The organism is Bacillus sp. A1 (assembly GCF_042296235.1).
Taxonomy (GTDB): Bacteria; Bacillota; Bacilli; order Bacillales; family Bacillaceae; genus Bacillus; species Bacillus velezensis.
Map to the genome: position 1 here is coordinate 3,643,188 of NZ_CP141181.1, position 21,805 is coordinate 3,664,992.

At 46.7% G+C, this 21,805-nt stretch carries 26 protein-coding genes; 8 read left to right on the forward strand and 18 right to left on the reverse strand.

Going from position 1 to position 21,805, the window contains the following annotated elements; translation table 11 throughout:
• Positions 1–98 precede the first annotated feature (98 nt).
• Both U2H13_RS17885 and U2H13_RS17890 read right to left on the reverse strand, forming a co-directional pair.
• Entirely contained in the window at positions 99–1,463 is a 1,365-nt protein-coding gene (locus tag U2H13_RS17885; protein WP_376700559.1) for an MFS transporter, read from the reverse strand.
• On the reverse strand, positions 1,460–2,026 hold the full coding sequence (locus U2H13_RS17890) for an isochorismatase family protein (RefSeq protein ID WP_376700560.1): 567 nt from the start codon (positions 2,024–2,026) through the stop codon (positions 1,460–1,462). Before U2H13_RS17890 ends, U2H13_RS17885 begins: the two co-directional genes overlap by 4 nt.
• A 252-nt stretch (positions 2,027–2,278) precedes the next feature.
• On the opposite strand from U2H13_RS17890, the gene U2H13_RS17895 reads away from it, so the two are divergent.
• Positions 2,279–3,490: an ammonium transporter gene (locus tag U2H13_RS17895; protein WP_003151223.1), complete on the forward strand. Its 1,212-nt coding sequence runs from the start codon at positions 2,279–2,281 to the stop codon at positions 3,488–3,490.
• Between the two features lie 17 nt (positions 3,491–3,507).
• Entirely contained in the window at positions 3,508–3,858 is a 351-nt protein-coding gene (locus U2H13_RS17900; RefSeq protein ID WP_014419080.1) for a P-II family nitrogen regulator, read from the forward strand.
• A gap of 52 nt (positions 3,859–3,910) precedes the next feature.
• Here the strand turns inward: U2H13_RS17900 and ftsW are convergent, their stop codons facing one another.
• Positions 3,911–5,065, reverse strand: a complete 1,155-nt coding sequence (ftsW, locus tag U2H13_RS17905; protein WP_022553910.1) for a putative lipid II flippase FtsW — start codon at positions 5,063–5,065, stop codon at positions 3,911–3,913.
• Positions 5,066–5,229: 164 nt separating this feature from the next.
• On the opposite strand from ftsW, the gene U2H13_RS17910 reads away from it, so the two are divergent.
• Entirely contained in the window at positions 5,230–5,805 is a 576-nt protein-coding gene (locus tag U2H13_RS17910; RefSeq protein WP_012118646.1) for an undecaprenyl-diphosphatase, read from the forward strand.
• Between the two features lie 17 nt (positions 5,806–5,822).
• On the opposite strand, the gene U2H13_RS17915 is transcribed toward U2H13_RS17910, so the two are convergent.
• Entirely contained in the window at positions 5,823–6,245 is a 423-nt protein-coding gene (locus tag U2H13_RS17915; protein ID WP_121984246.1) for a VanZ family protein, read from the reverse strand.
• 91 nt (positions 6,246–6,336) lie between these two features.
• Positions 6,337–7,206 (reverse strand): M23 family metallopeptidase, encoded by an 870-nt coding sequence (locus U2H13_RS17920; RefSeq protein WP_014419084.1) that lies wholly within the window; start codon positions 7,204–7,206, stop codon positions 6,337–6,339.
• Between the two features lie 138 nt (positions 7,207–7,344).
• Between U2H13_RS17920 and U2H13_RS17925 the strand changes: the two genes are divergently transcribed.
• Together U2H13_RS17925 and U2H13_RS17930 are read left to right on the forward strand one after the other, a co-directional pair.
• Positions 7,345–7,836, forward strand: coding sequence for a GNAT family N-acetyltransferase (locus U2H13_RS17925; RefSeq protein ID WP_089072492.1), 492 nt, complete (start codon positions 7,345–7,347; stop codon positions 7,834–7,836).
• Positions 7,833–8,282: a DUF5362 family protein gene (locus tag U2H13_RS17930; protein WP_072176879.1), complete on the forward strand. Its 450-nt coding sequence runs from the start codon at positions 7,833–7,835 to the stop codon at positions 8,280–8,282. Before U2H13_RS17925 ends, U2H13_RS17930 begins: the two co-directional genes overlap by 4 nt.
• A gap of 31 nt (positions 8,283–8,313) precedes the next feature.
• On the opposite strand, the gene U2H13_RS17935 is transcribed toward U2H13_RS17930, so the two are convergent.
• Positions 8,314–8,751: a DUF5392 family protein gene (locus tag U2H13_RS17935; protein WP_061861616.1), complete on the reverse strand. Its 438-nt coding sequence runs from the start codon at positions 8,749–8,751 to the stop codon at positions 8,314–8,316.
• A gap of 220 nt (positions 8,752–8,971) precedes the next feature.
• On the opposite strand from U2H13_RS17935, the gene cls reads away from it, so the two are divergent.
• From cls to xynA, 3 genes are all read left to right on the forward strand, one after another.
• A complete protein-coding gene (gene cls, locus U2H13_RS17940) occupies positions 8,972–10,420 on the forward strand; it encodes a cardiolipin synthase (protein ID WP_007407575.1) in 1,449 nt (482 codons plus the stop codon).
• A 135-nt stretch (positions 10,421–10,555) separates the two neighbouring features.
• Positions 10,556–10,942, forward strand: a complete 387-nt coding sequence (locus U2H13_RS17945) for a DUF5362 family protein (protein WP_021494822.1) — start codon at positions 10,556–10,558, stop codon at positions 10,940–10,942.
• A 443-nt stretch (positions 10,943–11,385) separates the two neighbouring features.
• Positions 11,386–12,027, forward strand: a complete 642-nt coding sequence (gene xynA / locus U2H13_RS17950; RefSeq protein ID WP_007407578.1) for an endo-1,4-beta-xylanase XynA — start codon at positions 11,386–11,388, stop codon at positions 12,025–12,027.
• Between the two features lie 330 nt (positions 12,028–12,357).
• On the opposite strand, the gene U2H13_RS17955 is transcribed toward xynA, so the two are convergent.
• The 12 genes from U2H13_RS17955 to U2H13_RS18010 form a co-directional block, all read right to left on the reverse strand.
• Positions 12,358–12,762, reverse strand: a complete 405-nt coding sequence (locus U2H13_RS17955; RefSeq protein ID WP_014419089.1) for an Rrf2 family transcriptional regulator — start codon at positions 12,760–12,762, stop codon at positions 12,358–12,360.
• Between the two features lie 141 nt (positions 12,763–12,903).
• Entirely contained in the window at positions 12,904–14,613 is a 1,710-nt protein-coding gene (gene ureC, locus U2H13_RS17960) for an urease subunit alpha (protein WP_121984247.1), read from the reverse strand.
• On the reverse strand, positions 14,610–14,984 hold the full coding sequence (gene ureB, locus U2H13_RS17965) for an urease subunit beta (RefSeq protein WP_061861619.1): 375 nt from the start codon (positions 14,982–14,984) through the stop codon (positions 14,610–14,612). Before ureB ends, ureC begins: the two co-directional genes overlap by 4 nt.
• The gene (gene ureA, locus U2H13_RS17970; protein WP_121984248.1) at positions 14,981–15,298 is read right to left on the reverse strand and encodes an urease subunit gamma; all 318 of its coding nucleotides are present in this window, start codon (positions 15,296–15,298) and stop codon (positions 14,981–14,983) included. The genes ureB and ureA overlap by 4 nt, the downstream gene beginning before the upstream one ends.
• A 353-nt stretch (positions 15,299–15,651) precedes the next feature.
• Positions 15,652–15,840 carry a CsbD family protein gene (locus tag U2H13_RS17975; protein WP_026092293.1) on the reverse strand — a complete coding sequence of 63 codons (189 nt, stop codon included), beginning with the start codon at positions 15,838–15,840 and terminating at the stop codon, positions 15,652–15,654.
• Between the two features lie 74 nt (positions 15,841–15,914).
• Positions 15,915–16,394 carry a hypothetical protein gene (locus U2H13_RS17980; protein ID WP_060562441.1) on the reverse strand — a complete coding sequence of 160 codons (480 nt, stop codon included), beginning with the start codon at positions 16,392–16,394 and terminating at the stop codon, positions 15,915–15,917.
• A 121-nt stretch (positions 16,395–16,515) separates the two neighbouring features.
• On the reverse strand, positions 16,516–17,646 hold the full coding sequence (locus tag U2H13_RS17985) for a tetratricopeptide repeat protein (protein WP_121984249.1): 1,131 nt from the start codon (positions 17,644–17,646) through the stop codon (positions 16,516–16,518).
• A gap of 190 nt (positions 17,647–17,836) precedes the next feature.
• Complete coding sequence (gene moaA / locus U2H13_RS17990; RefSeq protein WP_014419094.1) at positions 17,837–18,862, reverse strand: GTP 3',8-cyclase MoaA; 1,026 nt, start codon at positions 18,860–18,862, stop codon at positions 17,837–17,839.
• 17 nt (positions 18,863–18,879) lie between these two features.
• Positions 18,880–19,668 carry a formate dehydrogenase accessory sulfurtransferase FdhD gene (gene fdhD / locus U2H13_RS17995; RefSeq protein WP_121984250.1) on the reverse strand — a complete coding sequence of 263 codons (789 nt, stop codon included), beginning with the start codon at positions 19,666–19,668 and terminating at the stop codon, positions 18,880–18,882.
• A 94-nt stretch (positions 19,669–19,762) separates the two neighbouring features.
• Positions 19,763–19,927, reverse strand: coding sequence for a hypothetical protein (locus tag U2H13_RS18000; RefSeq protein ID WP_007407587.1), 165 nt, complete (start codon positions 19,925–19,927; stop codon positions 19,763–19,765).
• Between the two features lie 86 nt (positions 19,928–20,013).
• Positions 20,014–20,694, reverse strand: coding sequence for a VWA domain-containing protein (locus U2H13_RS18005; RefSeq protein ID WP_012118657.1), 681 nt, complete (start codon positions 20,692–20,694; stop codon positions 20,014–20,016).
• Positions 20,695–21,003: 309 nt separating this feature from the next.
• On the reverse strand, positions 21,004–21,690 hold the full coding sequence (locus U2H13_RS18010; protein ID WP_007407590.1) for a VWA domain-containing protein: 687 nt from the start codon (positions 21,688–21,690) through the stop codon (positions 21,004–21,006).
• Between the last annotated feature and the right edge of the window lie 115 nt (positions 21,691–21,805).

A 21,805-nucleotide genomic window follows, 5' to 3' on the forward strand; every position in this document is an offset into this window, starting at 1 on the left:
AAATAACATTGGTCGCTGTCGACAATAATCGTTTTAATTTTTGAGCACATTACACAAAAAAAGAGACGGGGAGAGCCCGTCTCTTTTTGTTGCGCCTGTTAAGAGGCTTTTTTGAGGAGAACCGAAAACCGGAATGCCATCAAAAGGCTTACAGCGCCGACAACGATAAGAATCGTGCCGAGCATATGAAAATGGCCGGCGGTAATTTCTTTTCCGAAAAGAATGCCCAAAATGACAGAAGACAAAATCGAACCGAGATACCGGCAGGTCTGAAACAGGCCGGACGTTGTTCCGACCATGTCGGCGGGGCTCGTTTTCAGCATGGCCGCCTGAAACGTGACATTTCCGAAGCCGTAGCCGACACCCAGCACGGACAGGATCAGCCCTTTTACTATCATAGGCGCCTGAAGAAAGAAAAACGTTAACAGCACCGCACCGATCGCGGTCAGGCAGGTTCCGGCAACAATCGGCTGAAGAAGCCCTTTCTTATCTATCCATTTTCCGGTCAGAGGCGACACCAGAATACTCATGCCCGACATAAACAGCATAATCAATCCGCTTGTCTGAACGGACAAATGCATTTCATCCTGAAAATAGCTCGGAAGCCCGAAAAAGATGCAGTAAAAGAATATATTCAGCAAAATAAATTGAATATACACCGACGATAGTTTCCGATGCGTTTTAAACAGCCTGACATCAATAAACGGCTTCTCTGTTTTCAGCTCGCGCCAGATAAACAGCCCGACAAACAAAAGCCCGAATACGCCTTCTGTATAGTGAGGCTTCGTACTGAAGGACAATAAAAACGACAGGAGAAGGATAATCGCCCCGGCAAACAGGAGTATCCCGATCGTATCAAGCTGGCGGAGCACGCCTTTCAAGCCGCCGATCTCGCGTTTTTCATCTTTCGGAAACATATACATTCCGAGAAAAAAGCTGAGAATGATAAACGGCAGATTGACGAAAAAGATCGCCGGCCACCCTCCCCAAACGATCAGATAACCGCCGAGAGTCGGACCGAGCGCCGTCATGGCTGATGCAAAGATTGACAGGACGGCCAGCGCCGAAGCCTGCTTCTCCCGTATATTTGAACGGATCAATCCGACGCCGGACGGATATATCGCACTGCTACCGATCGATTGAAAAAGCCGCATGATCAGCAAAGTCATGAAAGTCGGCGCAAACGGCGCGCCGACCGCCGAGACGGCAACAAGCAGAAGCCCGATCAAAAACAGCTTCTTCCTGCCGAGCATATCACCGAGCTTCCCGGTAACAGGCTGCGCCACCGCACTGGCAAGATAAAAGGACGATATCAGCCAGGACACCGTTGTAAACGACAGGTGAAATTCATGCTGAATACTGTGAAGCGCAAGAGAAATCATCGACGAGTTCAATGGGTTCAGCATCGTCCCCGAAGCCACGGCCGTCAAGAACAGGACGCGGCTTTTTTTGGAGATTGTCATTTTGTCTGTGCGATAAATTCTTCCGTCGTCCGGCTTCTGCCGATTTTCGGGAAGATAAACTTGAGTGTCGCTTCGTGCTGTTCATCGCTGAATGTCGCCATCGCGTCAGTTACGAAAACTTGCTGATACCCGAGCTGAAAAGCTTCCCGCGCCGTGCTTTCCACACCGATGTTTGTCGCAATCCCGCATAACACGATCGTGTCGATTCCCCGTCTTCTGAACTGAAGATCCAGGTCCGTGCCGAAAAACGCGCCCCACTGCCGTTTTGTTACCGTATAATCGTTTTCTTTCACTCCGATGTCAGGCACAAATTCAGCCCAATCCGCCGGCGGAGCCGAATGGCCCGCCGCCTCTTCATCCGTCAGCGGCTTCAGCGCATCCGCTCCGTCATGAAAATCCACGTTCACAAAGCTGATAAATCCGCCTTTTTCCCGGAACACATCAATTAATTTTTTCGCGTTCGGCACAACGGTACCGCTTTTATCAATCGGCACAATGCCTTTTTGTAAATCAATAAGAACCAAAGCCGTTTTTTCAAATTGCAGATTTAATGATGTTGTCATAATGATTCCTCCTGATGCAGTTAGTGTTTCTCACCCCGTTTATTTTACTCTTTCCCGGACAGGATTTCTTCCGCCGTGCTCCGGCGCTATTTTTATGGATATAAAGTCGCACGACACCCATTTGAAAAAGCAACATTATGAACGCAAAAAACCATGTTAGATAACCTTACACGAAAATGTTTTATCGTTCTTTTTTCTCTATAATAATGAATTAATCACAATTACATTCTGAATGAGACGGAGGAATACAACATGCAGATGGGCGATACAGTATTTATGTTCTTTTGCGCTTTACTCGTGTGGCTGATGACCCCCGGGCTGGCTTTGTTTTACGGCGGAATGGTAAAAAGCAAAAACGTGCTCAGCACGGCGATGCATAGTTTTTCTTCTCTCGCCATCGTATCCGTCGTTTGGGTTTTGTACGGATATTCACTCGCTTTTGCCCCCGGCAATACATGGCTTGGCGGGATTGAATGGGCGGGGCTGAAGGGGGTCGGCTTTGAACCCGGAAGTTACAGTGATACGATCCCGCATTCCTTGTTCATGATGTTCCAAATGACGTTTGCCGTACTGACAACGGCCATTATTTCCGGAGCATTTGCTGAACGCATGAGATTCAGTGCTTTTCTTGTATTTTCCTTTTTGTGGGCTTCCCTCGTATATACCCCCGTTGCGCACTGGGTATGGGGCGGCGGCTGGATCGGCCAAATGGGCGCTCTTGACTTCGCAGGCGGAAACGTCGTCCACATTTCTTCCGGAGTCGCCGGGCTTGTGCTGGCGATTGTGCTCGGGAAACGCAAAGACGGCACGGCGGCTTCCCCTCACAACTTAATTTACACGTTCTTGGGCGGAGCGCTCATCTGGTTCGGATGGTTCGGCTTCAATGTCGGCAGCGCCCTCACGCTTGACAGTATCGCGATGTTTGCTTTCATTAACACAAACACCGCGGCTGCAGCCGGAATTATCGGCTGGATTTTAATCGAATGGATGCTGAACAAAAAACCGACCATGCTGGGTGCTGTATCAGGCGCTATTGCCGGGCTTGTCGCCATTACGCCGGCTGCCGGGTTCGTTACGCCGTTCTCTTCCATCGTAATCGGTTTCATCGGCGGGCTTGTCTGCTTTTGGGGCGTTTATTGGCTCAAAAAGACTTTCGGTTATGATGATGCGCTTGACGCTTTCGGACTGCATGGGATCGGCGGGACATGGGGCGGCATCGCGACCGGTTTATTCGCCACCACTTCCGTCAATGACGGCGGGGCAAACGGGCTGTTTTACGGCGATCCGGGACTGCTCTGGAAGCAGATTGCGGCCATTGCGGCGACCTATGTATTTGTATTTATTGTCACTTTCGTTATCATTAAAATTGTAGGTCTGTTCATTCCCCTGCGCGCCAGTGAAGAAGAAGAGTCACTCGGGCTTGATTTAACGATGCACGGGGAAAAAGCATATCAGGACTTATAAAGTGAGGAGTGGCTTAGATGAGCGGTCAAATGTTCAAGGTAGAAATCGTTACGCGTCCGGCTAAGTTTGAAACATTGAAACAGGAACTCGGTAAAATCGGAGTCACATCGCTGACCTTCTCCAACGTACACGGCTGCGGCCTTCAAAAAGCCCACACCGAACTGTACCGCGGAGTCAAAATTGAAAGCAATGTGTATGAACGGCTGAAAGTGGAAATCGTTGTCAGCAAGGTTCCCGTTGATCAAGTGGTGGAAACGGCGAAAAAAGTGCTGAAAACGGGAGAGCCCGGCGACGGCAAAATATTCGTCTATGAAATCGGAAACACGATTAATATCCGCACCGGAGAAGAAGGACCAGAAGCTTTATAAACAGATAGAACGCCCGGAAACAGAAATGTCCCGGGCGTTTTTTCTGGCTTCATTAAAAAGAAGAAACCTTTTTTTCATGCGGGACAGGCCGCTTATGCCGTACGGGTTGTTTTTTCGCATAAGTACTGATATTGACCAGTATGCCGCACAAAAACAGCGTCATAATCAATGAAGAACCGCCGTAGCTGATAAACGGAAGCGGCACACCGGTAACCGGGAGGAGTCCGCTCATCGCTCCCAAATTCAATACAACCTGAAACATTAATTGAAACGTAATTCCGATGGCAAGAAGCTTCCCGAACGGGTCATCAGCCCGCACGGCCGTTTTTACGCCGAGAAGCATTAACGCAAAATATAATCCCAAAACGATCAGAACACCGAATATCCCCAGCTCTTCGCTGATCACGGCCATAATGAAATCAGTATGCGCCTCAGGCAGATAGTTCATTTTTTCAACACTGTTTCCAAGCCCTCTTCCGAAAAACCCGCCTCCGGAAATAGCAAAATAGGATTGAATCAGCTGATAGCCGTCCCCGTTCGTGTCACCAAACGGATTGGTAAAGGAAACGAGGCGCTTCACACGATAGGAAGCGGAAAATGCGAGATAAACAACCCCGGACACCGCCGTCGCGCCGAGCACGAACAGATGGCGCTTTTTCAAGCCGGCACATAATAAAATCGACCCGCACGCCGCCAGGATTAAGGAAGCCGTCCCTAAATCAGGCTCCGCCAATGTCAGCAGAAAAGCGGTCCCCAAAATCACTAAAGGCGGCAGAACCCCTTTCACAAATTGATGAATGTACGGCTGCTTTTTCGTATAAATCGAAGCGAAATACAAAATCATGGCGATCTTCGCCAATTCAGACGGCTGTACAACAAGCGGGCCCGCTCCCAGCCACCTGCGGGAAAAATTCCGCTCCAGCCCGATTCCCGGTATCAATACGAGCAGCAGCAATACCAGCGAACCGACCACAAACAGCGGTACAAGCCGCGCATACCGCTTATACGGCAGACAGGCGGCAAATAGAAATAAGCATAATCCGATCAGTAAAGAGGTACTTTGTTTATGGAAGAAATAGGATGGATCTCCGTACCGCTGAGACCCCATCACATCACTGGCGCTGTACACCATTAACAAGCCGAATCCGCAAAGCAGCATAATGACAAACACAAGCGGCAGATCGGCGTTTTTCAAACGTTTCAGCAACGGACAAAACTCCTTCGGCTATTCTTTTCCCGCATACTTGACGCACAGTAATACAGTCACGTTTCATTCTGTTTACTTTTTTATGATTATTTTTAATACCAATTGTGTCTCATAGAAAAAAGCATTACACTGTTCATATAAAATAAAGATAAAAGGTGATATTTGTGAATTACGAACTATTTAAAGCGATCAATGGTTTGTCGCACCATAGTGCCATTCTCGACTCTATCATGGTATTTATTACGGAATACGCCATTTACGCCTACGCCCTTTTCCTGCTTGCCATGTGGCTGTTTGGAAGCACAAAAGGCAGACAAAACGCCCTGTACGCGGGCTTCACGGGTGTTGCGGCGCTTATCGTCAACTACCTCATCACGAAGGTCTATATCGAGCCGCGCCCCTTTGTCGAGCATACGGTTCATACGCTGATCCCTCATGCCGCGGATGCTTCATTTCCGAGTGACCATACGACAGGCGCTTTGGCGATTTCAATTGCGATTCTGTTCCGCAACAAAAAACTCGGCTGGCCGCTTGTGATTTTCGGCCTTTTGACCGGCTTCTCAAGAATTTGGGTCGGCCACCATTATCCGATCGATGTGCTCGGAAGCATTATCGTTTCCCTCATTGTCGGATTCCTGCTGTTCAGATTTTCAAATGTGCTTCGTCCGATTGTCGATCTGATCGTGCGAATCTATGAAAGTATCGTTCATAAAAGCAAATCGACAAACCATAATATATAAAAAAAAGCCGGCGTCTGTCACAGACTGCCGGTTTTTGTATGTTTGGCTGTATGCTTTTTCCTTTGTAAAGCACAGAATGCGGCAATGCCGAGACTGTCAATCAGCACATCGCAGAGGCATCCGTTTCTGCCGAAAAAGAGCTGGACGATTTCTGTCAGGAAAGCGGCGGCCAATGCATACAGCACCGCCCTCTTCATGCGCCTGCTCTCTCTGAAAAACAAATAGGCGAGCACAAAAAATGAAAACGCGTGCCCGAGCTTTTGAATCGCCGCTTCCGGTATTGCGAGCTCCGCCATATCGAACACAAAGAAACCGGACACATCCGGATGGGGCGTGAAACGGAAGGACACCGTCTGCGACACAACCATATCGTGAAAGCTTTCAGTCAAAGCAGAAACGAAAACAAAGACGAGCCACCCGGCCGCCAGACATTTATTCATTCAGCATCTCCTTCGTTTTCTACTAGTATAAAGGCACATGCGGCAATATGAAAAGCGCCTATCAGAGCTGATAGGCGCTTTGGGATCAAGATTACTTGCCCGAATCTTTCATTGAGCCGTCATCTTTACCATCTGTCTTGTCTTTTGTACCGTCCTCTTTGTCACCCGGTTTTTCTTCGGTTTCTTTTTTAGGCGTCACATCTTTTTTCTCGGAAGACTGCTGAATTGACCCTTCCGTTTCTTCTGTCAAAGCGTTTTTCTCTTCAGCCGCCGCTTTTTCAATAGATGTTACCGGCTTGTCCATAAAATTGAGCGGGTTCATCGCTACGCCGTCCTTGCGGATTTCAAAGTGCACGTGATTTCCGCTTTCTTCACTGTAAAGGTTTTTTCCGGATTTACCGATGACCTGGTTCTGCTTTACTTTGTCGCCCTGATCCACGCTGACTTCAGATAAAGACTGATAGACAGTAGACAGGCCGTCTGAGTGTTCAATTTCAACCACATACCCCAGTACCGGGTCTTTAGCAGCTTTAACAACCGTACCGCTCAGAGAAGCAGAAACATCAAATGATTTTCCGTCTTTCTCAGCTAAGTCAATTCCTTTACTGAGGCTGTACGTGTTATTATAGTTAACAAGTGCTGCTTCTTTCTCTTTTTTTGCGGCATCAGTTTCATAAAACTTTTTCACAACAGAAACATTTTCAGAATGAGCAGCCGGCATTGCGACGTTTTCCATTGACTTGCCTACTTCGACGGCATCGTCTTTGCCGCTGTCATACGCGGAGTTTCCGCCGTTGTTCGTCAGATTGTCCTTCACATCATTCGAAACGGATTGATACCAAAGGACAGCTGTTAAAATGACGGCCGCACTGACTAAGTAGATTGCAGGGAATATCCAGCGTTTGCGAAAAAACCGCTGAAGTTTTTTGACTTGAGAAGTTTTCTTTTCTTCCTCTCTCATTTGTTCATCACCTCAGCAACATTCTGAACACTTTTCTGAAAATATATACACATCCATAAAAAACTTTTTTGGAAATAGTATGTGCAGATTGCACTTATTTATGTAATGAAATGTGAAGGGAGATCCCGGAATATGAATTTGACCCTGCGCAAAGCCGTATTGGAGGATTTAGATGCGGTGGTGGCCATTTACAACTCGACGATTGCCTCACGGATGGTAACGGCTGATACGGAAGAAGTGACGCCCGAAGACCGGATGGATTGGTTTCTGCGGCACACGGACCGGCGCCCGCTGATGGTCGCGGAAGATGAGACCGGCAAAGTGGCGGCCTGGATCAGCTTTGAAACGTTTTACGGCCGTCCGGCCTATGACAAAACGGCGGAGATCAGCATCTATCTGCATCAGGATTGCCGCGGCAAAGGAGCAGGAAGCTTTCTGCTGAAAGAAGCCCTGGCACTCGCTCCGGCAATCGGCATCCGCAGCCTGATGGCTTTTATCTTCGGACATAATGTGCCGAGCATTAAGCTGTTTGAAAAATTCGGTTTTACCGAATGGGGCGTATTCCCGGGTATCGCCGAAATGGACGGAAAACGATATGACTTGAACATTTTAGGGAGAGAACTGTCATGATCACCATCGATAAAGACAAAGACGAAAACCAGCCGCTCAATAAAAAAGCCCGTTCCCTTGCCGACATCGCCAAATGGGGAAAGATCACCGCCGTGTTTCTGATCATCACGGGCTCTCTTTCCGCTCTGTCAGCCATTGTGACGCTGCTCGGAGCCATTCCGGGGGTTCTGCTCATCATTTCCGGCGTCATGCTGATGCGCTCGGCAAAAGCGGCTGCCGCCCTTCAGGAAGGACTAGAAGAAAACGCGGAAGAAAGTATGCTTGCACATTACGCGTCATTTATCAAAATGCAGTTTTTTTATGCGGCATCCAGTGTGGTATTGGGCATTCTCGCTTTTATTTTAGTCGTCATCTTCGCTGTCATCGGAATTATCGCTTATCACAGCACTGATACGTATGACACGCCTGATTCATATTACTATGAGAACGACCCGGTGTTTGAATGACAAAAAGAGCTGATCGCGCGTCAGCTCTTTTTTAATAAAGCATTTCTTTTTTCCGGTCTTCTTCCGTTAAAAATTCAATAAAGCTCTTCATCGCAGACGGCTCCTCGGCAATCAGCCGGGTATAGGCGTTTTTCCGTTCCTCGGACAGAATATCGCTTTTTCTGATTCTGTTCAGCATATAAAGGCGGATCGTTTTTTGCACCTGTTTCCGCTGATAGCCGGCTTCCTTAAACAACGCAAGACCCAAGGCCGCAAGGAGGGCAAAAATGCCGGCCGACACGAGAGCTCCTCTCCCGGAAGGGGCCTGAATCAAAAGCGATGCCAGATGAAACAGACTAAAAGCGGCGAGCGGGAAAGCAAGAAAACGGTAAATGATGCTTTTTTTCATCAGCGGCGCAATGGCGATTTGTATTTTCTGAATTTCTTTTTTTATGAATCCCGGCAATTGTTCCGCATGCTCCAGCTTCATGCCCTCTCCCCTTTGCTGTCATTTTTGTCTTCTTTTTCATATATGCATATTTTACCGCACCCGGAACTTTCTTTGAAAGAAAACTGCATTCATCTTTGATTCCGGCTCTTTATTCTTTCAAAATGTCAATGTTATAATTTGAAATGGGAATCAGATTGCTGCACTTGTCGGAATACTAATGGGCACAGTCTTGATAAATATGATATAGCGGGGTTGCAAAGTGAGCATTTCATTTATTTTATTCGGATTTTTTTTCGTTTTAAATATACTTTTGGCCGTCATCATGATTTTCAAAGAAAGACGCGATGCCAGCGCTTCATGGGCTTGGCTTTTGGTTCTTTTTTTTATTCCCATTTTAGGGTTTATTTTATACCTGTTATTCGGCCATAACCTGAGACGCAAGCATCTGTTTCAATGGGAGGACCGTAAAAAAATCGGGATTGAAAAGCTGCTGAAGTCTCAGCTGAAAGATCTGAAGTCGAGGCAATTCCAATTTAACAACAGAGCGACTGTGGATAATAAAGACCTCATCTATATGCTTGTCATGAACAACCACGCAGTCTTTACAGAGGATAATTCGGTGGAGATTTTGACGGACGGGCGCGATAAGTTCAAACGCTTAATGAAGGACATTTCCAACGCAAAAGATCACATTCACCTTCAATACTATATTTATAAAGGTGATGAACTGGGAAAAAAATTGCGCGATGCCTTAGTGAAAAAAGCACGCGAAGGCGTAAAAGTCAGAGTGTTATATGATGAACTCGGTTCAAGATCACTCAGAAAAAAATTCTTCAAACCGCTGCGGGACGCCGGCGGCCATGTGGAAGTCTTTTTTCCTTCCAGGCTTCGTCCGATTAATTTGCGGCTCAATTATCGGAATCACCGCAAGCTCGTCATCATTGACGGCGAAACCGGCTATGTCGGCGGCTTTAACGTCGGAGATGAGTATCTCGGCCTGAATCCGAAATTCGGCTACTGGCGCGATACGCACCTCAGGCTTCAAGGCACGGCGGTACACGCCATTCAGACACGGTTTATCCTCGATTGGAACCAAGCCTCCCATCATCATACGCTCACATACGTTCCGAATCATTTTCCGGAATGCGAGCCGAAGGGCAATGTCGGGATGCAGATTGTCACGAGCGGACCGGACTCAGAATGGGAACAAATTAAAAACGGCTATATCAAGATGATCTCAACGGCCAAACGGTCGATCCTGATTCAGACGCCTTACTTTATTCCTGACTCAAGTCTTTTAGATGCCCTCAGGATCGCCTGTCTGTCAGGCATCGACGTCAAAATCATGATTCCGAACAAGCCGGATCACGCTTTCGTTTACTGGGCGACTTTATCTTACATCGGCGATCTTTTAAAAGCCGGAGCCTCAGTCTACATTTACGATAACGGCTTTATTCATGCAAAAACGATTGTCGTCGATGATGAGACGGCTTCCGTCGGTACGGCGAATATCGACGTCAGAAGCTTCAGACTTAATTTTGAAGTCAACGCCTTTATTTATGACGTCACCATCGCGAAAAAACTCATTTCCTCATTTAAAGAAGATCTGCTCGTCTCCAGAAAATATACGTATGAAGAATATCAGGAGCGTTCGCTGCGGATCCGCATTAAAGAATCGATTTCAAGACTTCTTTCGCCGATTTTGTAATTCCCGGGGTGTTTCTCGGGAATTTTCTGATACAAAAACGGACACGGCACGTAAAAACACATTTTATATTCAAAAGAATGACCGAATAGTGTATAAATGAAAAGTGAGTATTTTTTTGTAAAGGAGTGCCATAGTTTGAAACCTGAATCAGTGAATCGTTCGCTTATTTCTATTTCGAAATGGGGAAAAGCGACAGGTATTTTATTTATTATCGTGGGTGCGTTTGCGGCGCTGTCAGGCGCGTTTTTCTTTTTAATCGGAGCCATTCCCGGCGTTTTGCAGATCATTGCCGGCATTTTTCTGATGCGCTCGGCAAATGAAGCGGGACAGATGGCGGAGCAGTTCAATGAACTGACAGAGGAACATATGCTGGAGAATTATGCAAAGTTCGTGAAAATGCAGGGGATCTACCTGATTGTGACGGTCGGCTTGTCCGTTCTCGGCATCGTTCTTTTCGTTATCCTCATGACGCTCGGCATCGTGGACGACGCGTTTAATAATATTGATGCCAATACATATTAAAAAGAAAATCCCGGCGCAACCGCCCGGGATTTTTTCTTATTCCGCTTCTTCGGTAACGGGAAAGTTTTTCTGCTTTGGATTTTCCAATAACGCTGTCTGCAGATATTTTTTCGGACATTCCGGCTTCAGCTCAAAAAAGTTTTTTCAAATAAAACTTTTCCTCAGAGTTTCAACTGAAATCACTCAATTGTTCGACTGTTCCTGATCAGGTTTAGAAGCAAGAATTGTGATTCTGCAAAATAAGGATAAAAGCCATGGCGGAACAAGACCACTTTTAATACATTTTTTTGGGTCTTTGTAATTAAATTACAATTGTTCTTAATATTCACTCATGTATTCATGCTATTATATTGAAAGGAACGATCAAAAGCGTTGGCGTTCGTTAAATATTTACGAGTGCTGCCTCATGTCAAAGTCAGAAAAAATAGTATAGGAGGTAACATATGTTTAAGTTTAAAAAGAAATTCTTAGTTGGATTAACGGCAGCTTTCATGAGTATCAGCATGTTTTCGGCAACCGCCTCTGCAGCCGGCACAGATTACTGGCAAAATTGGACTGATGGGGGCGGAACAGTCAACGCAGTCAATGGATCTGGCGGGAATTACAGTGTTAATTGGTCTAATACCGGAAATTTCGTTGTTGGTAAAGGCTGGACTACAGGCTCGCCATTTAGAACAATAAACTATAATGCCGGAGTCTGGGCGCCGAATGGCAATGGATATTTGACTTTATATGGCTGGACGAGAGCACCTCTCATCGAATATTATGTAGTGGATTCATGGGGTACTTACAGACCTACCGGAACGTATAAAGGTACTGTAAAGAGTGATGGAGGTACATATGACATATATACAACGACACGTTATAACGCACCTTCCATTGATGGCGATAACACTACTTTTACGCAGTACTGGAGTGTTCGCCAGTCGAAGAGACCAACCGGAAGCAACGCTGCAATCACTTTCAGCAATCATGTTAACGCATGGAAGAGCCATGGAATGAATCTGGGCAGTAATTGGGCTTATCAAGTCTTAGCGACAGAAGGATATAAAAGCAGCGGAAGTTCTAATGTAACAGTGTGGTAACAGCTCATCTTTAATTAGGGGCAGCTAACGGGCTGCTGATCGTTCCTAGAGGCATTTTATAATGATTGTTAAGAGGCGAACGGTTTTGGCATTGCTGGAGGCAGGATATCATTTTTTGTTTAACTTGCTCACAGCTGACACCTTCACATAAGCCTTAAGCAAAATAAAAATATCCCGGTAACCGCCTCCTTTAGTTTCGGAGGATTTTTTCATTAAACAGATCGCAATCCCGCATCCAGGCTTGTCTGAATATGGAGCCAATACCGTGATTTCCTCATTACCTCTTGTAACCATTTTTGTTACACCGATAGCGGGATGAACCATCTCTTTTTAACAAAAGAGATGATTCATTACATCATAAAGGGACTTGCTCGCAAGTTCATTCTCCATTGCCCGCTGTACGCTTCCGAACGTCTCATCGAGCGCGCGCTGCATATTTTTGCCGACCGGACAGTCGGGGTTCGGATTGTCGTGAACCGCAAAAAGCTCTTCCTTATTCTGCACAGCCCTGTAAACCTCTAAGAGGGTGATCTCCGACGGATCTTTTTTCAGGCTGGCTCCCGGAACACCCGCCCGGGATGTCAGAATACCCGCTTTTTTCAGCTGGCTGATCGTTCTCCGCACGACGACGGGATTGGTGTTTACGCTGCCCGCAATCATGTCCGATGACGCCCGTTCATCCGTTGAGATCAGCGATAGAATGTGAATGGCCACAGCAAGACGGCTGTTAATCATGTTTTTCACCACCGTTGTAACCGTAATAGTTACATTTCATTTGTTTGTCAACTACTAATATACACTAAAACGGGCGGCAGGATGAAATCAAGTTGGCAATAGAGGTGTAAACAGGCCGGCGGGAAACCGGCCGGAGAGGGATTAAAATAAGAAATAACGCTGTCCGAGCGGAACATAGCTGACAGGCTGGCATGCCAGCTCTTCTCCGTCGGCGAACACCTGATAGGTTTTTGGATCGACTTGTATATTCGGCATCGCGTCATTCAGCTTCATGTCGAGCTTACTCAGCTTACGGATATTCCGTACGGGAGAAATCATTTTTTCAAGGCCGAGCTTTTCCGGCACACCGTTTGCGATACTGGCCTGGGACATAAATGTAATAGAGGTATTTCGGTTTGCTTTACCGTATGATGCGTACATCTGCCGCATAAACACGGGCTCAGGCGTCGGAATGGAAGCATTCGGATCTCCCATTTGAGCGCGGGCGATCATGCCGCCTTTGAGCACAAGTTCAGGTTTGACACCGAAGAAAACCGGGTCCCATAGTACAAGGTCGGCGAGCTTTCCTTTTTCAACGGAACCGACTTCATGGCTCAGGCCGTGAGTGACGGCCGGGTTGATCGTGTATTTGGCGATATAGCGTTTGGCGCGCACATTGTCATTGCCGTTTTCTCCTGATAGAGCGCCGCGCTGCTTTTTCATTTTATCGGCCACCTGCCATGTCCGGATAATCACTTCTCCCACCCTGCCCATCGCCTGCGAGTCAGATGACGTCATGCTGATCGCGCCGATATCGTGCAGAATATCCTCCGCCGCAATGGTGGCCGCTCTGATGCGTGAATGACTGAACGCCACGTCTTCAGGCACTTTTGAATCTAAATGATGGCAGACCATCATCATATCAAGATGCTCGTCCATCGTGTTGACGGTATACGGAATCGTCGGCGTCGTAGAGGACGGCAGGATATTGGCGTAAGATGCGAGTTTCATAATATCCGGTGCGTGGCCTCCGCCGGCTCCCTCTATGTGATATGTATGGATAACCCGGTCGCCGATCGCATCAAGCGTATTTTCTAAAAAGCCCGCTTCATTTATCGTGTCTGTATGGATCGCCACCTGAATGTCCGCCTCATCCGCCGCTTCCATGCAAGCTTTAATTGCGCTTGGCGTTGATCCCCAATCTTCATGCAGCTTCAGTCCGATCGCGCCTGCTTCCACCTGCTCGATCAGCGGCGCTTTATCGGATGCATTCCCTTTTCCTAAGAAACCGACGTTGATCGGAAACTCCTCGGCCGCTTCCAGCATTCTCGACATGTACCATGCACCGGATGTACAAGTCGTCGCTTTACTTCCCGTCGCAGGACCCGTTCCGCCGCCGAGAAGCGTGGTCACGCCTGAAGAAAGCGCGACTTCCATCTGCTGCGGGCAGATAAAGTGGATATGCGTATCCACCCCGCCGGCCGTTACGATTTTCCCTTCGCCGGAAATGACTTCTGTTCCGGCACCGATAATCATGTGCGGGTCCACCCCATCCATAATATCCGGGTTGCCGCTTTTCCCGACGCCGACAATCCGGCCGTCCTTCACCCCGATATCCGCCTTGACGATCCCGGTATAATCCAGGATGACGGCGTTTGTAATAACCAGATCAAGCGCTCCGTCTTTCCCGGTGATACGCCCGTTCTGCCCCATGCCGTCCCGGATTGTTTTCCCTCCGCCGAAAATCATTTCTTCACCGTAATTCGTGAAATCTTTTTCGACTTCAATCCATAAATCCGTATCTCCGAGTCTGACTTTGTCTCCCGTTGTCGGTCCGAACAGTTCTGCGTATTGCTCACGTGACATTTTCATCGGATCGCCTCCTCCATCCATCCGGCTTTTTTAAGATTTGACAGAGTCTTCTCTTTTCCCCGCTCATCCATATACGTATCGGCCATGCCGTTGAGACCTCTGACCGTTTTTCGCCCTCCGATTTCCACGAGCGTGACGGTTTTCTTTTCTCCCGGTTCAAAACGGACAGATGTGCCTGACGGGATATCAAGGCGCATGCCGATTGCTTTGTCCCGATTGAAGGAAAGGGCGCCGTTGGCTTCGGCAAAATGAAAATGCGATCCTACCTGCACTGACCGCGTTCCGTTATTGGTGACTGACACCTCCAGCGTCTTCCGGCCTTCGTTAATGGTGATGGTCCCCTTTGCGACTTGAATCGCTCCCGGCTTCATGACTTCACCCCCGCTTTGATCGGCTGATGAACGGTGACAAGCTTAACCCCGTCCGGGAACGTCGCTTCCACCTGAATGCTGTCCAGCATTTCCGCAACGCCTTCCATAACGTCTTTTTCCGTCAATACATTGCGGCCGGATTCCATCAGCTCAGCAACGCTTTTTCCGTCTCTCGCGCCTTCCATCAGATAACAGGTCAAATATGAGGCGGCTTCGGGATAATTCAGCAGAACGCCGCGCGCCTTCCGCTGCTTAGCGAGCTCTCCCGCCGTAAAAATAAGCAATTTTTCTTGTTCAACCGGTGTCAGTTTCATCTGTATTCCCCCTTAGTGATAGTCAAACACAATCCGCATGGTCATACCGAAACGATGCAGGCGGCCGTCACCCCCTTCACCTCATGAAATGTTAAGTGATAAAAGTTATTCGACGGTGAACGGCCCGATTCCTTTTGCAGAAATTACCGATTTCTCATTTTTTTCTTCAACAAACGTTTAATTAAATGTGAAGAAAGGTTACATTCTATGTGAATATTATAAAGAAATTACCGGTGAATTTATAGAATATTTAAAAATTTAGTGAATATTAACCAAATGAACTGGAATTTTTGTCATTTCTCATAACAAAAAGCCCAAAATATTTTGGGCTTTTGCTGTGTTTCACTATCAAATTAATCATCACTGAGTTTATCTTTCGTTTTACCGACACCCTTTTGCAGGCTGCCTTTCGCTTTGTCTTTTTTACCTTCCGCTTTTAAGTCGGACTTGTCTGCCATGTCTCCTGCTTTGTCCTTTGCTTCCCCTTTCATTTTGTTCATGCCGCCTTTTACTTTGTCTTTTAAACCGTTATCTTCACTCATGATCTCTTCAGCTCCTTTTTTGTTCTGTGTACTTGTTTTCTTCCCTTTCAGCCTGAACACAAACATTTCAACTCTCAATTATTGATTTCACAGCGTTCCCCGTAGCGGAGCACTTTGTAAACAGCCAATCCGTCTGACAGCTTATTATCCCCGTATTGCACCGGCAGAAGGGCAAAGAAAACATAATAAGTTGAAAAATAGACAAATTGGTAAAAAAATAAGTTTGGCTCGAGAATATCTTTTATGATCAGCAGATTTATTAAAAAGATGGAAGCGAGATTAAACAGACAGCCTCCGGAATAGACGAGCGCGCTCGTCAGACGGTTATCTATCCGCAATTCGCCGAACTTGCAGAAAGAATCTATGAAGTAGATACGCCGAACCTGAATCGGCCCTACTTTTAAAAGACGTTTCCCCATTCCGATATCCAATGATGCCTTGCCTCCGAACAGCATGGCCATAAAGCTGTGTCCCGACACATGGATGACAGACACCATCGGCAGAATGATGAGAAATGATACGAAAAACTTTATCATATCATTGAATCCGAACAACAAATCCCTCCTTCCCCTCGCACTTTTTTCTCTCTTTTGCGATTTTTCCGTTTTTTTCTATGGTCAAACGTTATGATGTGCATAAAAAAATAACCATCTGCTGATCAGATGGTTAAGAAAATTATATATCGTATAAACACTGTTCTTTTTGAATGTTTTCTCTCATGCGAATCGCTTTTTCATAAAAATACGCCGCTTCTTTATATTGCCCATGTCCGCTTGTGTAAATGGCGGCCTCCAAGGCGAAATCTTCAATATACACATACAGCGATTTTTCATTCATATAGTCAAACACTTCATGGATTAAATCCATATTGAGTGACTCCAAATAAAGCGCTTGTAAAAACTTATACTTCTCTAAACTGAATCGGTCGCCCCGTTCTTTCGCGATCATGACCCCTCTTTCATAATAGGTAAGGGCCGCTTGGTCATCATGCAGCCTGAAAAGGGTGTGCGTTAAGCTGAACAGCGCCTTCGGAAGCTGTTCAAGCTGATGCTCTTCAAAAACGGGAACCGCTTTTCTAAAGTACCGGGCCGCTTCATCCAGATCGCGCTTTTCAGAATAACAATTCCCCAGATTGTAAAGCGAAGACCCAATCAGGCGGGGCTGTCCTTCAAGCAAAGAAAGGCGGAGGGCTTCGTCTAAATGCTCAAGCGCTTTGTCGTAGTTTTTGCAGTCGATGTAGTTTCCTGAGATGACGAAATGGCATTGAATTCTCCGCACTCTGTAGAAATCGTGTTTCATATACGTATCCAGCGCCTGAATCCCGTGATTCATGGAAAAATGAGTCTGCTTCATGACATAAAACACTTCAGACATCTTGAAATGGAATTCCGCCCTCTCTATATCATCCTCGACAAATGAAATGAGTTTTTCCGCTTTCCGGTAAAAAGAAATAGCCGCAACATAGTTATTGTGATCGAATTCATACATCCCTCTGAACAAATGGAAATAATACTCAGACAGTCCCGATATGCTGTCCGTGCTTTCGATCGTCTTTTGCAGCTCGCTGTACTGAATCTGTGATTGTTCGGTGCATTCCGGCTTGACGTAATCAAGCATAATATGATGGCGGTAGCTGATCAGCTGATAATATAACAGTAGCAGCTGGTCTTCCTCCATACGTTGTATATCCTCATCAATTTCCTCTTTCAGCTTTATGGCATCAGCCGCTTGAAACGCTAAAATGTGCTTGTACCATTTGTTGATCTTAACTCCAACTTGAGATGACGGAATCTCGTATGCGGTCATGCCCCTTTCACAACCTTTTCTAATTTCTATTGGTTATATTTTAACATATTGTATGGCTTTGGAATTGCATAACTTGATTGTCCTGCATCAAAATTCCTATCATATATTTCGGCTGTTACCGGTATTTTTTGAACAGACCGCTCTCATATTGTGAATAAAAAAGCCTGCCCTTGTCCGGGCAAGCTTTTCTTCATCCGCCTATATAAGACATTTCCACTTTCTTTTTCCCATCCGTTTTAGAAAGCGCGCGGTCAATTGAATACTGATCCGTGCGATTTCTCCAGACAGAAGCGATGGATTCCGTCAATTCGTCATCGGTCAGACCGCCGCGCACGAGCTTCCGAACATCATAGCCGCTTGACGCAAACAGGCACGTAAACAGCTCGCCTCTCGCCGACAGGCGCGCTCTGTTGCAGGAGGCGCAGAATGCATCCGAGACGGAGGAAATTACGCCGATTTCGCCGGAACCGTCAAGATAGCGGAACCTGGAAGCGACCTCTCCTTTATAATTCGCTTCTATCGGCTCCGTCGGCATGTGCTGGTTGATCAGATCAATAATCTCGGCCTTCGTGATCACGTCTTTTTTATTCCATTGATTCGTATTGCCGACATCCATAAATTCAATAAACCGGAGAATATGACCCTTTTCTTTAAAATAGCGGGCCATCGGCAGGATATCTTTTTCATTGACGCCCTTTTGAACAACCATGTTGATTTTCACACCGAGTCCGGCCGATTTTGCCGCCTCAATGCCCTCAAGCACCTTGTTCACCGAAACCCCGCGGCCGTTAATGGCCTTAAACCGCTCATCCTCTAAAGAATCGAGGCTGACTGTCACGCGATGCAGCCCCGCCTGCTTCAGTTTTTCCGCATACACGGGAAGCAGAGAGCCGTTTGTCGTCATCGCGATATCTTTAAGTCCGGGGATGCGCGCAAGTTTTTTGATCAATTCAGGCATATCTTTTCTCATGAGCGGCTCTCCGCCCGTCAGCCTGATTTTTTCAACGCCGAAGCGGCCGACAAACAGCTTCGCAAGCCGCTCAAGCTCCTCGAAGGAGAGCAATTCCGTCTTTTGTAAAAATGGATAATCCGGTCCGAATAATTCGGCTGGCATACAGTACGTGCATCTGAAGTTGCAGCGGTCGGTTACAGAGATACGAAGATCCCTGAGCGGCCTTTCCCTTTTGTCTGTCACCCGGCGCGTTTCTGTATTCATAAGCCCAAGACCCCTTTCTATTGTTCAACCCGTTCTGGATGTGTGTATACGTTAAATGATCCGTTTCTGACAAAACCTATCGCGGTTATGTTCAGCTCTTCCGCCATTTGCAGCGCGAGCTCCGTCGGGGCCGATTTTGAAATGACAATCGACACGCCGATTTTTGCGGCTTTTAATAAAACCTCTGAGGAAATCCGGCCGCTGAAGACGATCAGCTTGTCACGGACCGGCATTCCCTTTTTCAAACAGCAGCCGTACAGCTTATCCAGCGCGTTGTGGCGCCCGATGTCCGTCCTCATGAAGAGCAGCTTATCCGTATCGCACAGCGCCGCATTATGGACACCGCCCGTTTCCCGGAAGGTGCCGCTCCCGCTTTGCATCTCCTTCATCAGGCGAAGGCACGTCTCAGGAGTTATGGTGATACGGCTGACGGCGGTTTTGGCCGTTTTCACATCCTGCTGAAAGTAAAAATGGCGGCCTTTCCCGCAGCATGAACCGATGACCCTCTTCGTATAGTCTTTTTGCTCAAGCACTCCGGGATTCGTCAGTTCAACATATGCAAACCCGAGACTTTCATCTATAGTAAAGCTTTTGATTTCTTTTTCAAAACGAATGACGCCTTCTGATGCGAGAAATCCGATGACGAGTTCCTCTAAATGGTCAGGCGTGCAGACGAGCGTAACAAATTCCTGCCCGTTCACCATGACGGTCAGCGGATACTCTGAAACCATCCGATCTGCCGTCTTTGTTAATACCCCTTTTTCATAGCGGTATATGTCTCTTACCGCTGTTGTTTTTTCATCCACTGTTTTCCCCTCCGCAGTATCCTTCTCTTTTATTCTTCCACAATCCCTGTATTTTGTCGAATTTGCGGTTTAAAAAAAGAGCCCTTTTAGGACTCTATGTTTCATTGCGATGATGTCTGCTCAGAATGGTGAATAAAATAACTGCGGCGATAATGGCCAATATACTGACGAATATGAAGGCGGCAAGCTTCAGAAAAATTCCCATCAGAACAAAAACGACTGCCGCCAGCACTAATATAATGCCTGCTCCTTTTAACAACAGCGTTCATCTCCTTTTATCCGTATCATTCCCGCGGTTTTTGTTTTCTAAACAAAAAAGACGCCGCGCGGGCGTCCTTTTTTAACCTATTCTTTTGCTAAATCCTTTGCAGCGTCTTCCCAAGCCTGTTTGAACTCGTCCGCGCTGTCAGCTGAGACATATGTGCCGCCTCCCGCTTCCGCCGCTTTTTCAAGGCTTTCGCTTCCTTTCATGCCGAAGTTGAAGCCGATGATATTGACGATCGTGTTGACATTCGCTTTACGGAGCTTTTGAATTTCGGCCTGAGGATTCCCGCCGCATGTTTCTTCACCGTCTGTGATCAGATATACGACGTTTTTCCCTGTGGCGCCGGCCCGCTCAAATTCTTCACGCGTATCAGAAAGCGCTTTCGCAATCGGTGTCCAGCCGGTCGGTTTAATCTTGCTGAGTGATTGCTCAAATGGAGTCACGGCGTACGGCTGAAGGCCGTATAACGTTTCTGTCGCATTACATGATACGGCTTTGCCTGAGTTTTTATTATTGCCCTTATGCCCGAATACCCGAAGCATCAGATTCGTGTCTTCAGGAAGAACTTCCGCAAAAGAAGTGACAGACTCTTTCGCAACATCTATTTTACGCTCTCCCCCTGTTTTTTGTATCATGCTTCCGCTTGCATCAAACAGCACGGCAACGTTTGTTTCTTCGTGCTTTTTCTCAGCTGCAAAAACAGGTGATCCGAGTGAAAGCGTCAAAAGTCCGACAATCCCCGCAGTGAACATTTTTTTCATTTCCTTCATTCCTCTCCGTTTGTTTTTGGCCGATGGGCCCCCGGCTCTTCTCTATGCTAGATGACGAGTATGCAAAAAGATATAGGGCGGGATTCCTTTTGTATAAGCGGCGGTACGCCGTTAAAAATGAGCAGAATTATGCGCATCATCCTAAAAAGATTGGATAAATGATGACAGATTTAATGCCTTTTTCGCCCTTTTTGTAATATAAGTCCGGAATCTGATTCTTTTTACAGTTTTCTCTTCATCCTTTCTTGAAATTTTTGTTAAATAAAAATAAAAAAAAGGGCCGATAAACGGCACCTTTTCTTATTCCGCTAATGAACTCGCTGCCATTGTAAAGATGCGGTTCATATCCTTTTGGCTGTGAGCTTCGTAATATTTTCCTCCGCCCGCTTTGGCAATCTCGTGAAGCTGGCCGTTGAAGCCTTCCTTAAAATCAAAGCCGATCACGTTGACTTTAATATGCTGTTTGCGAAGTTCTTTCGCTGTCTTAACAGGATCTCCTCCGCATGTCTCCTCGCCGTCCGTCAACAGGAAAACGGATTTACTGCCAAGTTTGTGCAAACCGGTAAAGGAAGCCTTCGCATCCTCTAATGCTTTTGCAATCGGTGTCCAGCCCGTAGGCCCGATTCCGTTAAGAGAGTTAAGGAAGCTCTGTCTGTCAAACCTTTGGAATCCGTACACACCGCGAATGGATTCACAAGATTGAACCTTTCCGGAGTTTTTATTATTGCCTTCCGAACCGAAAACCGTCATTCTGACCTGTGATTTAGATTTAATTTGATCCGCAAAACGGACAATTTCTTCTTTTGCCATGTTGTATTTAGAAACACCGTCAATCCGTTTTGCCATACTGCCGCTCGCATCAAGTAAAATGGCGGTATTGTTTTTAAATGAAAGAGTCTTCTCGTTTGCATTCTCGGCAGCAAAAGCAGGAGATGCAGCAGTCAGCATCAATCCGAGCATGAGTATGAGTGAAAATGTTTTTTTCATTGCTTTTTCCCCTTTTCAATAGATTTACGTTCAACGCCGAACAATATTTATCGTAAATGAGATGAAAAGGGAAATAAATAGGACGGCGTTCCTCATTATTTTTGCGTATATTCAC